Origin of the sequence: Kitasatospora sp. NPDC002965, assembly GCF_040611255.1 — a bacterium.
Lineage (GTDB): Bacteria > Actinomycetota > Actinomycetes > Streptomycetales > Streptomycetaceae > Kitasatospora.
The window spans coordinates 1-11,788 of sequence record NZ_JBEXNT010000103.1 but is presented as its reverse complement, the minus strand read 5'-3'; the positions used below and the strand labels follow the sequence as shown (position 1 = coordinate 11,788).

Sequence of the window (11,788 nt, the reverse complement as noted above, 5' to 3'; positions counted from 1 at the left end):
CGGTCTCAGTCGGTCTGCACGACCTGGATCGTGAACGGCTGCCGGTTGTTCGACTCGTTGTGGTCGTCGTCGCTGCGCACCGCGACGTAGCCGCCCTCCAGGACTCCGAGGGGGACGGTCGGGGCGAGCCTGACCGGGATCAGGGCGGTCGCGCTGCGGTACACCCCCAGCCCGGCCGGGAAGGTGCAGCGCACCCGGTGGCCGTTCTGGAACTCGTAGCAGTTCTCCGGGAAGAACGGCCCCTCGGCCGTCACCCCCTCCGGCAGGGTGACCACCACGGTGAACGGCGAGGCCGTCCGGTCCGGTCCGGCGTTGCCGACGAAGGCGTGCACCGTGGTGGTGCCGCCGGGCGCGGCGGCGTCCGGGTCCAGCCGGACCACCTCCAGGTCCGAGTCGGAGACGGCGGGCGTCGCGGGCGCCGTCGCCGCGTTCTCTTTGCCCGGGTCGGTGCCCGCCGTCGCGTCGGCGTCGGGACACGCCCACGCCGGTCCGGCGGCCAGCGCCACCAGCGCGGACCCCACCGTCAGCGACCTTCCGAGGAAACCCCGTACGGACCCTCTGCGCGACATCGCCGCTCACCCTGCCTCTGCGTTCGTGCGCCCCGCGCCGTCGCGGGCACGTCCCGATCCACAGTGACCGACCCGTCCGCCGCGGCCGGGCCAACCCGCCCTCGGGTCGCCCGGGCGGGCGAACCCGGGCAGGGGAGGACGGCGGCTCCGACGTCCCGTACGGTCGGCCCTCCGACACTGCCTCCGACAGCGCCTCCGACAGCGCCTCGGCCGGGCCTCCGGCGGGGCGGTGTCAGGGGGCCAGGACCTGTCCCAGCCGGGCCGCGATCTCGTGCATCACCGGCACCAGCGAGGCGGATCCGGCCTGCTCCTCCAGCGCCCGGATCCGGGCCTCCGGTCCGGAGACCGAGAGCGCCGTCGGCGTGGGCGCGCCGGGGACGGCGAGCGCGATGCAGCGCACCCCGATCTCCTGCTCCTGGTCGTCCACCACGTAACCGCGCTCGCGCGCCTCGGCGAGCTGGCGGATCAGCTCCTGCGGGTCGGTCACGGTGTGCGGGGTGTGGGCGGCCAGCGGGTTGGGGCCCAGGACGGCGCGCGCCTCCTCCTCGGGCAGCTGTGCCAGCAGCGCCTTGCCGACCCCGGTGCAGTGCGGCTGCACCCGGCGGCCGACCTCGGTGAACATCCGCATCGAGCGCCGCGACTGCACCTGCCCGACGTACACCACCTCGCCGCCCTCCAGCACGGCCAGGTTGGCCGTCTCGCCGGTGGCCTCCATCAGCTCGGCCAGGTAGGGACGGGCCCAGCTGCCGAGCAGCCGCCCGGCGGTCTCGCCGAGCCGGATGAGCCGCGGGCCGAGGGTGTAGCGGCGTGCCGTGTCCTGGCGGACATAGCCCTGCTGTACGAGGGTACGAACCAGGCGGTGGATGGTGGGCATGGGCAGACCGGAGGAGGCGGAGAGTTCGCTGAGCGTCGCCACGCCGCCGGAGTCGGCCAGTGCCTCCAGCAGGTGGAAGGCGCGCTCGACGGACTGCACGCCGCCGGTGGCGCGCTCCGGGGCCGGGGCCGGGGCCCGGTCGGAGGCTCTGTCGGACGTGCTGTCGGAGGTCGGGGCCACCGGCGTTTCCTTCGCTGTCGGGGGAGGAGTACAGTCTCGGCGATCTCCTCAACAAACCGTTGAAATTCTGTATCGCGGAAACTAGTCTCCACCTTACAGAATCAAGTCCTCCGTTTGCCGGGGTTCGGATCACCTGTCGATCAACCGTCTCAAGGATCAACTGTCTTAGGAGTGTCCTGCTCATGGCTACAGATCAGGGACCCGGCGCCTCTCCCGCCGCTCCGGTCGTCACTGTCGCCGGTCCGCGCGTCCACCGGGCCGAGGAGGTGCTCACTCCGGAGGCGGTCGCCTTCGTCGTCGGCCTGCACCGCGCGTTCGAGGACCGCCGTCGCGAGCTGCTCGCCCGCCGCCGCACGCGCCGTGCCGAGATCGCCCGCACCGGCACCCTGGACTTCCTCCCGGAGACGGCCGCCGTCCGCGCCGGCGACTGGAAGGTCGCCGAGGCACCCCGGGCGCTCCAGGACCGGCGGGTCGAGATCACCGGCCCCACCGACCGCAAGATGGTGATCAACGCGCTCAATTCGGGCGCCCGGGTCTGGCTCGCCGACTTCGAGGACGCCACCTCCCCGACCTGGGAGAACGTCGTCGGCGGTCAGCTCAACCTGATCGACGCCTTCGAGGGCCGGATCGACTTCACCTCCCCGGCCGGCAGGGCCTACACGCTCAGGCCCGCCGCCGAGCTGGCCACCGTCGTGGTCCGCCCGCGCGGCTGGCACCTGGACGAGACCCACCTCCTGGTCGACGGCGAACCGGTGGCCGGCGCCTTCCTCGACTTCGGCCTCTACTTCTTCCACAACGCCGCCCGGCTGCTCGCCCGTGGCGGCGGGGACCCGAACTCCGGTCCGTACTTCTACCTCCCGAAGACCGAGAGCCACCTGGAGGCGCGGCTCTGGAACGACGTCTTCACCCACGCGCAGGCCGAACTCGGCATCCCGCACGGCACCGTCCGGGCCACCGTCCTGATCGAGACCGTCACCGCCGCGTTCGAGATGGACGAGATCCTCTACGAGCTGCGCGAGCACGCCGCCGGGCTCAACGCGGGCCGCTGGGACTACCTGTTCTCCATCGTCAAGAACTTCCGTGACGCCGGCGAGCACTTCATCCTGCCGGACCGCAACAGCGTCACCATGGCCTCGCCGTTCATGGCCGCCTACACCCGGCTGCTCGTCCGGACCTGCCACCGGCGCGGTGCCCACGCGATCGGCGGCATGGCCGCGTTCATCCCCAGCCGCAGGGACCCCGCGGTCAACGAGGCCGCCCTGGTGAAGGTCACCGCCGACAAGGAGCGCGAGGCGGGCAACGGCTTCGACGGCTCCTGGGTCGCCCACCCGGACCTCGTCCCGGTCGCCCGCTCCTGCTTCGACGCCGTCCTCGGCGACCGCCCGCACCAGAAGGAGAACCCCGGGCCGGCCGGACCGGTCACCGCCGCCGACCTGCTGGACGTCGCGGGCGCCGGCGGCAGCTGCACCCGTGCGGGTCTGCACAACGCGGTCCAGGTCGGGGTCCGCTACATCGAGGCCTGGCTGCGCGGCGTGGGCGCGGTCGCCATCTTCCACATGATGGAGGACGCCGCCACCGCCGAGATCTCCCGCTCGCAGATCTGGCAGTGGATCCACAACGACGTCGTCCTCGCCGACACCGGGGAGAAGGCCACCGCCGACCTCGTGCGCCGCCTGGTGGCCGAGGAACTGGCCGGGCTCCGGGCCGAACTCGGTGCCGAGGCCTACGCCGCCGGACGCTGGCGCGAAGCCGCCCAGCTCTTCGAACAGGTCGCCCTGGCCGAGGAGTTCGAGGAGTTCCTGACCCTCCCCGCGCTTCCCCTGCTGGGCTGAGACCCCAGGCTACCCGGCGCAACGCCTGCCGCCCTCTGCCGTGTTGGAGCAGGGGGCGGCTCCTTTTCGGCCGTCCCGTACGGTGCGGTGGACGCGGTCGCCGGCCCGTCGGCACCACTCGTCCGCCCCCGCCCGGCCCCGGCCCGGTGCGGGCTCGCCCGGAGGCGGGCACGCCGCAGCCCCGGACCCTCGCCGTGGGTCCGGGGCGGCGGTCCGCCGGGAGCCCCGAGGGGGCGACCGGCGGAGTCCGGGTGACGCACCGTCCCTGGGCGGCCCGGAGTTCGGAGGTGTGGTGCTCGTGCGGAGCGGACGGAGCACGGGGCGGACGGCGCGCCCCGGCGGCGGGGTCAGACGGGCCGGGCGGCGAGCTCCCGGGCGGCGCGGGCGCAGGCCCGGGCGATGCGGTCCTCGTTCACCGTCGTCAACTGCCCCTTCTCGACGACCGCGTTGCCGTTGACGAAGAGCACGGACAGCGGCGGCAGGGCGCCGAGGGTGAGGGCGGCGACCGGGTCGGCGATCGAGGAGTGCATGAGGCCGTCGAGCTTCCAGAGGGCGAGGTCGGCGAGCTTCCCGGCCTCGACCGAGCCGATCTCGTTCTGGCGGCCGAGGACCCGGGCGCCGCCCATGGTGCCCAGCCGCAGCGCCTGGCGGGCGGTGAGCGCGCGGGGGGAGCCGTGCAGGCGGTTGATCAGCAGCGCGTTGCGCAGTTCGGTGCCCAGTTCGCCGGACTCGTTGGAGGCCGTGCCGTCGACGCCGAGGCCGACCGGTACGCCGGCCCTCAGCATGTCGGGGACGCGGGCGATGCCGGCGGCCAACCGGGCGTTGGAGGACGGGCAGTGGGCGACGCCGGTGCCGGTCTCGGCGAACTTGGCGATGTCGGAGTCGTTCATGTGGACGCAGTGCGCCATCCAGACGTCCTCGCCGAGCCAGCCGACCGACTCGAAGTAGTCGGTCGGGCCCATCCCGAACAGCTGCTTGCAGAACGCCTCCTCCTCGGCGGTCTCGGAGCCGTGGGTGTGCAGGCGGACGCCCTTGCGGCGGGCCAGGACTGCGGACTCGCGCAGGAGTTCGGTGGAGACCGAGAACGGGGAGCAGGGCGCGAGGGCGATCTGCAGCATGGAGTCGGAGGAGGCGTCGTGGTACCGGTCGACGGCCTCCTCGGAGGCGGTCAGGATGGTGTCGAGCTCCTCGACGGCGTGGTCCGGGGGCAGCCCGCCGTCCTTCTTGCTGCGGTCCATCGAGCCGCGCAGCGCGGTGAACCGCAGGCCCAGCTCGCGGACGGCCTCGATCTCGGCGCCGAGGATGTCGCCGCCGTCCTTCGGGAAGACGTAGTGGTGGTCGGCGGCGGTGGTGCAGCCGGACTTGAGCAGCGCGGCGGCGGAGCCCTGGGCGGCGGCGTGGACGAGCCGGTCGTCGACCCGGGCCCAGGTGGGGTAGAGGGCGACGAGCCAGTCGAAGAGGATGTCGTCCTGGGCCAGGCCGCGGGTGATCCACTGGTAGAAGTGGTGATGGGTGTTGACCAGGCCGGGGGTGACGAGGTGGCCCTCGGCGTTGATCCGGCGCACCACGTTGTCCAGCCACTGCGGGGCGGGGCCCTCGCCGACCGACTCGATGCGGTTGCCGAGGATGACCACGTGGCCGCGGGTGTACTCGGTGTCGCGGGCGTCGACGGTGGCGATCGCGGCGTTCTCGATGACGATCCGCTGATCGGCGGGCGGGGGCTGGACTGCCATGGTGTGACTCCAAGGGGGAGGGCCGGGCGGGCACGGGGCGCATGCCCGCCCGGTGGGTCAGGACGGTGTCGCCGTCGGCGCCGGCGCGTCGGGTGCGGCGTCGGGGGTGGACCGGCGGGCGGCGCCGAGGTGGTGGAAGAGCAGGTTGAGCAGGACGGCCGCCACGCAGCCGGCCGATATCCCGGAGTGCAGCAGGGTGCGGACGGCCTCCGGGAACGCGTCGTAGAAGGTCGGTGCGGCGATCGGGACGATGCCGACGCCGAGCGAGACCGAGACCAGGACCGTGTTGGCGCCGGAGTCCAGGCCGGCCTCCGCGAGGGTGCGGATGCCGCTGGCAGCGACCGTGCCGAACAGCACGATCCCGGCGCCGCCCAGGACGGGCTGCGGGACGAGCGAGACGACCGAGCCGAGCACCGGGAAGAGCCCGAGCAGGACCAGGATGCCGCCGCCGGTCGCGACCACGAAGCGGCTGCGGATCCGGGTCAGGGCCACCAGCCCGATGTTCTGGGCGAAGGCGCTGGCGGCGAAACCGTTGAAGACCGGGCTGAGCGCGGTGGCCAGCCCGTCGGCCCGCAGGCCGGCGGCGAGCACCTTCTCGTCGGCCTCGCGGTCGACGATCCGGCCGAGCGCGAGCATGTCGGCGGTGGACTCGGTCATCGAGACCACCATGACGATGCAGAGCGAGGCGATCGCGGCCGCGTCGAACACCGGTGCGCCGAAGTGGAAGGGGGAGGGCAGCGCGAAGATCCGTGCGTCCTGGACCGCGCCGAAGTCGGCGAGGCCCAGCGGGAACGCGAGCAGGGTGCCGGCCGCCAGCCCGAGGAGCAGGGAGAGCTGCTGCCAGAAGCCGCGCAGCAGCCGGTTGCCGAGGACCACCGCGGCGAGGGTGAGCGCGGCGAGTCCGACGGCCCGCATGGAACCGTATCCGGGGGCGTCCGGCGAACCGCCGCGCGCCCAGTTGACGGCCACCGGGAGCAGGGACACCCCGATGAGGGTGATCACGGTGCCCTGGACGACCGGTGGGAAGAACCTGATCAGCTTGCAGAAGTACGGCGCCGCGAGGAGGCACAGGACCCCCGCGACGATCACCGCGCCGAAGATCACCGGGAGGGCGTCCTCGGGTCCGTGCTCCTTGGCGATGGCGATCATGGGGGCGACGCCGGCGAACGACGCGCCGTTCACGAACGGCAGCCGTGCGCCGATCCGCCGGACGCCGAGGGTCTGGAGCAGGGTGGCCAGCCCGGCGGTGAACAGGCTGGCCGATATGAGCAGGGCGAGTTCGGCGGGGGAGAGGCCCACGCCGGCGCCGACGATGAGCGGGGGAGCGACGACTCCCGTGTACATCGCGGCGACGTGCTGGAGTCCGGTGGTGACGAGCCTGACGGGTGGCAGCAGCTGGTCCACGGGGTGGACCTCCGCCGCCTTCGCCGGACTGCCCGGGGCGCCCGGGGCTCCGGACCCGGAGGCCCCGGAGGCCGCGTCCGGACCGGGGGATCTTTCAGGGGTGGAACCGCCGTCGGTGGTGCCGGTGGTGCTGGGTGCCATGTCGAGCCCCTCTTGTGCCCGTGGCTCCCGGCGCGCCCGTGGCGCTGGAGAGCGGTCGATCACGTGGTGGCCGAGGTCGGGACGGCGGTGCAAGGGTCCCTCGGCCGGTCTCTCCGGCTCCCCGGGCCGGCCGCCGCGAGGGGGGCACGGTCTCCGGTGGGTGGGGGTGGAGAAAACGGGTGGAGCGGGTGGCGGAGGTCAGGCGACCGGGATGACCGGGACCACGCCCTCACGGTGCACGGTGCCCTCGATGAGGCCGTACATCCGGTCGGCGGCGTAGTAGACCTCGTTCTCGTTCTTCAGGCCGAAGGGTTCCAGGTCGACCAGGAAGTGGTGCTTGTTGGGCAGTTCGAGGCGTACCTCGTCCACCTCGGCGCGGTTGTTGAGGACGCGGGTGCCCATCGCGTGCAGGGTCTGCTGCAGCGAGTAGGAGTAGGTCTCGGCGAACGCCTCCAGCAGGTGGCGCCGCACGTGGGTGTAGGAGCGGTTCCAGTTGGGCTGGGCCTCGTCGTCCCGGCCGGTGTAGCCGTACTTCCACCGGGCGGTGACCTGGGTGGCCAGGATGCGGTCGTAGGCCTCCCGGAGTGTGGTGTACCGGTCCTTGATGTAGCCCCAGAACTCCGAGTTGGTGGAGTTCAGCACGACCAGGTCCTTCAGACCGGAGACGACCTGGACCGACCCGCCGTCGTAGACGATCTCGGTGGTGCGGGTCTCCTGGCCGGAGCGGACGAAGGAGTGGCCGACCTCCTCGGAGCCGATGAAGCGCGCGCTGCTGTCCGGGGTGCGGATCCGGTCCCAGGCGTACTCCTCGATCCGGATCCGGGCGCTGTGCACCGGTTCGGTGCTGTCGACGAAGTGGCGGGCCAGGGTGATGCCGAAGGCCTCGGCCGACTCGATCCCGTGCTCCTTGGCGAAGGCGTACACGGTGTTCTTGGTGGTGTCGGTGGGGAGGCAGTGGGCGTTCGACCCGGTCAGGTGGACGTCCTCGAAGTCGCCCGAGAGGGCGACCGAGACGTTCAGGTCCTTGATCTCGTGGCGGGTGGAGTCGCGGTAGACCCGGACGATGCGGTTCTCCGCCTTGCCGTACTGGTTCTGGCCGAGCACGTGGGCCATGGCGTGGCTCCCATATCAATCGAGCGGTCTAGCTTCCGCGGTAGACCGAGTATCCGAAGGGGTTGAGCAGCAACGGCACGTGGTAGTGGTGCTGCGCGGGTGCGACCGTGAAGACGATCGAGACCTCGGGGAAGAACGGCGGCTCGGCCGACGCCGGCGCGTAGTACGCGGCGGTGTCGAAGAGCAGCCGGACGACCGAGCCCGCCTCCACGGCCGGCAGGTCTTCGACCCGGCCGTCGGAGTCCGTGGCGGAGGTGCCGAGCACCTGCCAGCCACCCTCGGTGTGCTGGGCGAGCTCGACCGGGACGCCCTCGGCCGGGCGGCCGAGGCTGGTGTCGAGCACGTGGGTGGAGATGCCGGTCATGGGTGGGTGACCTTACTGATGGCAGTGGTGATCCTGCGTCAGTGATACCTGATGATGCGTCAGTTATCGTCGAGCAGGCGGTTGATGCGAATGTCGTTGATCTTCCGCAGTTCCTCCCGGACGATCTCGGCCTCGGTGGCCGGGTCGTTGGGGTGGCGCTCGCGCAGGGCGGCGAGCATGGTGGCCGCGGTACGGCCGGTCGCGCAGATCAGGAACACGTGGCCGAACTTGGCCTCGTAGGCGGCGTTGGCCCGGCGCAGTTCGTCGAGCAGGGCGTCCTCGGCCCCGAGGACGCCGGCCTGCTCGCGCTCGGAGGTGGCGTCGCCCGGCCTGGGCGTGCCGATCCGGGCGTGGCCGGCCATCGCGTCGTGCAGGTCGGCGGCGGAGAGCTCGGCCATGGCCTCGGCGTTGGCGTCGAGCAGTGCCCGGCGGTCGGTCCACGGTCGGGCCGCGACGACGGCGTCGGCCCAGCCGGGGCTGGAGCAGACGTCCAGCAGGATCTCCCTCAGCTCGGCGGCGTCGGCCGCCGTCAGGGCTTCAAGGGCGTGGGGGTGGTTGGTCACGGGTGGACCTCCTGGGGAGTGGTGCCACCCGCACAAGCTAGATCGGTGGGATCGGGTCGTCAACACTTTGTTGAACGGTTGGTGGTTACGTTTCGCGGCGGCCCTGGTCGCGGGGTGTCTCGTGTGTGATGCGACAAGTGCGCCCCGCCGGGGACGGGGTCACACTGACCCTGCCGGCGGGGCGCACCCGGGCCCGCGGGCTCAGCCGGACTTCGAACCGTCCTGGCGGTTGAGGTAGTTGTACACGGTGAAGCGGCTCACGCCGAGTGCCGTGGCGACCGTCTCGACGCCGTGCCGGACGGTGAACGCGCCGCGCTCCTCCAGCAGGGCGACGACGCGCTGCTTCTCCCAGCGGTCCAGCTCGGCCAGCGGCCGGCCGTCGAACTGGCGGGCCGTCTCGGCCAGCAGGCGGTCCAGCGCGTTGCTGAGGTGGGGCAGCCGGACGGCCAGTGCCGGTGCGCCCTCCCACTCCAGGACGACGTCCTCGGGCTTCGCCTCGCCCACCGGGAGGGGCGTCGCGCCGACCGCGTCCAGCAGCGGCTTCAGCGCCGCGGCGAGCGGGTGTTCGACGTGCTCGGTCACGGCCTACCACCCTCCTCGGGCGCGTCGGCGCCTTCGTCGCCGAGCACGCTGACCTGGACCGATATCCGGGTCGCGCCGGCGTCCAGGCTCTCCCGGAGCAGCCGGGTCACGGCGGCCAGGACCTGGTCGGCCTCGCCTTCGGCGCCGGTGCCGAAGGGGCCGACCGCGACGGCCAGGCCCGCTTCGTCGACCGCCTTCCGGGCCGCCGCGGCGTGCTCCGGGAACGTGTCCAGCTCGAACGGTTCTGTCGTGAACTCCACCATCAATCGCACCCGCTCACTGTAGCGAGCGAGGGGTGGGGCGGTCAGTGGCCGGTTCGGGCCGCTCGGTGGCGACTGCGCGGTCGGGGCGGGCGGAGGCTTCAACAAAATGTTGTAGACGCCTTGACAGTTCTCCGAGGGGCCGGACATGCTTCCACCAGACAGAATCCCCCTTCCGCATCGTGGAAGTTGTGGATGACGGAAGAGAGACACGAGGTGATGGACGTGACCGCCGCTTCCCGGCACAGCTTCACGGTCAACCTGTCGATCCTGTTCGGCGAGCTCCCGCTGCTGGAGCGCCCGGCCGCGGCGGCCGCCGCCGGATTCACCGCCGCCGAGCTGTGGTGGCCGTTCGGCGAGGACCACAGCCCCGCCGAGACGGAGCTGGACGCGCTCCGCAAGGCGTTCACCGACGCCGGCGTACGGCTCACCGGCCTCAACTTCCTCGACGACCTCGTGAAGGGGGCGCGCGGTACCGTCTCGGTGCCGTCCGAGAAGGAGCGGTTCCGGGCCAACGTCCCCGTCGCCGCCGCCCTCGCCGCCTCGCTCGGCACCCCGGCGCTCAACGCCCTCTACGGCAACCGGGTCGCCGGCGAGGACCCGGCCGGGCAGGACGCCCTCGCGCTGGAGAACCTCGTCCTCGCCGCCCGGGCCGCGCACGGGATCGGCGCGGTGCTGCTGATCGAGGCGCTGAACCGGCCGGAGTCCCCGGACTACCCGCTGGTCTCCGCCGCCGCCGCGGTCGAGGTGGTCGACAGGGTCAACGCCGCCACCGGCCTGGGCAACGCGAGGTTCCTCTGCGACCTCTACCACCTGGCCCGCAACGGCGAGGACCCGGCGGCCGTCATCGACGCGTACGCCGACCGGATCGGCCACGTGCAGATCGCGGACACCCCCGGCCGCAACGAGCCGGGCACCGGCGGGCTGGACTTCGAGGACCTCTTCGCCCGGCTCACCGCCGCCGGCTACACCGGCCCGATCGGCCTCGAGTACCGCCCGTCCACCGGCGTCAGCGCCGACAGCTTCGGGTGGCTCCCGCGTGAGCACCGCGCCGCCTAGGTCGTGCCCGGCCGCGCCGGCCACCCACCCACCCTCCCCGCTCCACGGACAGAAGGAACGACGCGATGAGCCGCAAGATCGCCTTCATCGGCCTCGGCATCATGGGAAGCCCGATGGCCGCCAACCTGGTCGGCGCCGGCCACCACGTCACCGGCTACAACCTCACCCGGCCGCAGATCGACGCCCTGGTCGCGGCCGGGGGCCACGGCGCCACCAGCATCGCGGACGCGGTGCGGGACGCCGAGGTCGTGATCACCATGGTCCCGGCCGACCCGCAGGTCGAGCAGGTCGTCCTCGGCGAGGGCGGCGTCCTGGAGAACGTCCGGCCCGGCACGCTCGTCATCGACATGTCGAGCATCACCCCGCAGACCTCGATCAGGGTCGAGGCCGCCGCCCGGGAGAAGGGCGTCCGTGCGCTGGACGCCCCGGTCTCCGGTGGCGAGGCGGGCGCGGTCGAGGCCGTTCTCTCGATCATGGTCGGCGGCGCCGCCGAGGACTTCGCCGAGGCCAAGCCGCTGTTCGACGTGCTCGGCACCACGGTGGTCCACGTCGGCCCGGCCGGCGCCGGTCAGACGGTCAAGGCCGCCAACCAGCTGATCGTCGCCGTCAACATCCAGGCCGTGGCCGAGGCCGTCGTCTTCCTGGAGAACGCCGGAGTCGACCTCGGGGCCGCGCTGGACGTGCTCGGCGGCGGCCTGGCGGGCTCGACCGTGCTGAACCGCAAGAAGACCAACATGCTGAACCGCGAGTTCGCCCCCGGCTTCCGCATCGACCTGCACCACAAGGACATGGGGATCGTCACCGAGGCCGCCCGCGCCGTCGGCGCCGCCCTCCCGGTCGGCGCGGTCGTCGCCCAGCTGGTCGCCTCCGCCCGTGCCAACGGCGACGGCTCCCTCGACCACTCGGCGCTGCTGCGCGGCGTCGAGCGGCTCTCCGGCCGCGAGGTGAAGTAGCCCTCCCGGTCCCTCGACTCCTCCCGGTGGCGTGTACCTGTCCGGTCGTGCCCGCGCCACCGGGAGGTCGCCACCTGCCGCCCCGGCCGCGTGCGTAACCGTGCGGGCGGGGCGGCGACCGGGCCGACCGGCGGGCGGTGCGGGGGTGCTGCGCCCGGGCG

The 11,788-nt window shown here is 72.7% G+C and carries 12 protein-coding genes; 3 read left to right on the top strand and 9 right to left on the bottom strand.

Annotation, left to right across the window (positions count from 1 at the left end):
- Nucleotides 1-5: 5 nt before the first annotated feature.
- Nucleotides 6-521 carry a hypothetical protein gene (locus ABZY91_RS30585; protein WP_355406050.1) on the bottom strand — a complete coding sequence of 172 codons (516 nt, stop codon included), beginning with the start codon at nucleotides 519-521 and terminating at the stop codon, nucleotides 6-8.
- Nucleotides 522-801: 280 nt separating this feature from the next.
- On the bottom strand, nucleotides 802-1,542 hold the full coding sequence (locus ABZY91_RS30580) for an IclR family transcriptional regulator (RefSeq protein WP_355406066.1): 741 nt from the start codon (nucleotides 1,540-1,542) through the stop codon (nucleotides 802-804).
- A gap of 263 nt (nucleotides 1,543-1,805) precedes the next feature.
- On the opposite strand from ABZY91_RS30580, the gene aceB reads away from it, so the two are divergent.
- Complete coding sequence (aceB, locus tag ABZY91_RS30575) at nucleotides 1,806-3,455, top strand: malate synthase A (RefSeq protein ID WP_355406049.1); 1,650 nt, start codon at nucleotides 1,806-1,808, stop codon at nucleotides 3,453-3,455.
- Between the two features lie 347 nt (nucleotides 3,456-3,802).
- Here aceB and ABZY91_RS30570 read toward each other — a convergent pair whose 3' ends face one another.
- The 7 genes from ABZY91_RS30570 to ABZY91_RS30540 all read right to left on the bottom strand — a co-directional run bounded on the left by ABZY91_RS30570 (nucleotide 3,803) and on the right by ABZY91_RS30540 (nucleotide 9,618).
- The gene (locus ABZY91_RS30570) at nucleotides 3,803-5,188 is read right to left on the bottom strand and encodes an 8-oxoguanine deaminase (RefSeq protein WP_329950515.1); all 1,386 of its coding nucleotides are present in this window, start codon (nucleotides 5,186-5,188) and stop codon (nucleotides 3,803-3,805) included.
- Nucleotides 5,189-5,245: 57 nt separating this feature from the next.
- Nucleotides 5,246-6,733, bottom strand: a complete 1,488-nt coding sequence (locus ABZY91_RS30565) for a nucleobase:cation symporter-2 family protein (RefSeq protein WP_355406048.1) — start codon at nucleotides 6,731-6,733, stop codon at nucleotides 5,246-5,248.
- Nucleotides 6,734-6,931: 198 nt separating this feature from the next.
- Nucleotides 6,932-7,846 (bottom strand): factor-independent urate hydroxylase, encoded by a 915-nt coding sequence (gene pucL, locus ABZY91_RS30560; RefSeq protein WP_329950517.1) that lies wholly within the window; start codon nucleotides 7,844-7,846, stop codon nucleotides 6,932-6,934.
- A gap of 28 nt (nucleotides 7,847-7,874) precedes the next feature.
- On the bottom strand, nucleotides 7,875-8,210 hold the full coding sequence (gene uraH, locus ABZY91_RS30555) for a hydroxyisourate hydrolase (protein WP_329880501.1): 336 nt from the start codon (nucleotides 8,208-8,210) through the stop codon (nucleotides 7,875-7,877).
- 59 nt (nucleotides 8,211-8,269) lie between these two features.
- A complete protein-coding gene (gene uraD, locus ABZY91_RS30550) occupies nucleotides 8,270-8,773 on the bottom strand; it encodes a 2-oxo-4-hydroxy-4-carboxy-5-ureidoimidazoline decarboxylase (protein ID WP_355406047.1) in 504 nt (167 codons plus the stop codon).
- A 201-nt stretch (nucleotides 8,774-8,974) separates the two neighbouring features.
- Nucleotides 8,975-9,355, bottom strand: a complete 381-nt coding sequence (locus tag ABZY91_RS30545; protein ID WP_329880499.1) for a helix-turn-helix domain-containing protein — start codon at nucleotides 9,353-9,355, stop codon at nucleotides 8,975-8,977.
- A complete protein-coding gene (locus ABZY91_RS30540) occupies nucleotides 9,352-9,618 on the bottom strand; it encodes a thiamine-binding protein (RefSeq protein WP_329950530.1) in 267 nt (88 codons plus the stop codon). Before ABZY91_RS30540 ends, ABZY91_RS30545 begins: the two co-directional genes overlap by 4 nt.
- Before the next feature lie 192 nt (nucleotides 9,619-9,810).
- Between ABZY91_RS30540 and ABZY91_RS30535 the strand changes: the two genes are divergently transcribed.
- Together ABZY91_RS30535 and ABZY91_RS30530 are read left to right on the top strand one after the other, a co-directional pair.
- Nucleotides 9,811-10,674 carry a TIM barrel protein gene (locus tag ABZY91_RS30535; RefSeq protein WP_355406046.1) on the top strand — a complete coding sequence of 288 codons (864 nt, stop codon included), beginning with the start codon at nucleotides 9,811-9,813 and terminating at the stop codon, nucleotides 10,672-10,674.
- Between the two features lie 65 nt (nucleotides 10,675-10,739).
- Nucleotides 10,740-11,627 (top strand): 2-hydroxy-3-oxopropionate reductase, encoded by an 888-nt coding sequence (locus tag ABZY91_RS30530; protein ID WP_355406045.1) that lies wholly within the window; start codon nucleotides 10,740-10,742, stop codon nucleotides 11,625-11,627.
- The last annotated feature ends 161 nt before the right edge of the window (nucleotides 11,628-11,788 follow it).

Excerpts from the sequence above, each read along its gene's own strand:
- ABZY91_RS30570 (WP_329950515.1), bottom strand. The coding sequence starts at position 5,188 with ATGGCAGTCCAGCCCCCGCCCGCCGATCAGCGGATCGTCATCGAGAAC.
- ABZY91_RS30565 (WP_355406048.1), bottom strand. The coding sequence starts at position 6,733 with ATGGCACCCAGCACCACCGGCACCACCGACGGCGGTTCCACCCCTGAA.
- ABZY91_RS30535 (WP_355406046.1), top strand. The coding sequence starts at position 9,811 with ATGACGGAAGAGAGACACGAGGTGATGGACGTGACCGCCGCTTCCCGG.
- uraH (WP_329880501.1), bottom strand. The coding sequence starts at position 8,210 with ATGACCGGCATCTCCACCCACGTGCTCGACACCAGCCTCGGCCGCCCG.
- ABZY91_RS30530 (WP_355406045.1), top strand. The coding sequence starts at position 10,740 with ATGAGCCGCAAGATCGCCTTCATCGGCCTCGGCATCATGGGAAGCCCG.
- ABZY91_RS30540 (WP_329950530.1), bottom strand. The coding sequence starts at position 9,618 with ATGGTGGAGTTCACGACAGAACCGTTCGAGCTGGACACGTTCCCGGAG.
- pucL (WP_329950517.1), bottom strand. The coding sequence starts at position 7,846 with ATGGCCCACGTGCTCGGCCAGAACCAGTACGGCAAGGCGGAGAACCGC.
- aceB (WP_355406049.1), top strand. The coding sequence starts at position 1,806 with ATGGCTACAGATCAGGGACCCGGCGCCTCTCCCGCCGCTCCGGTCGTC.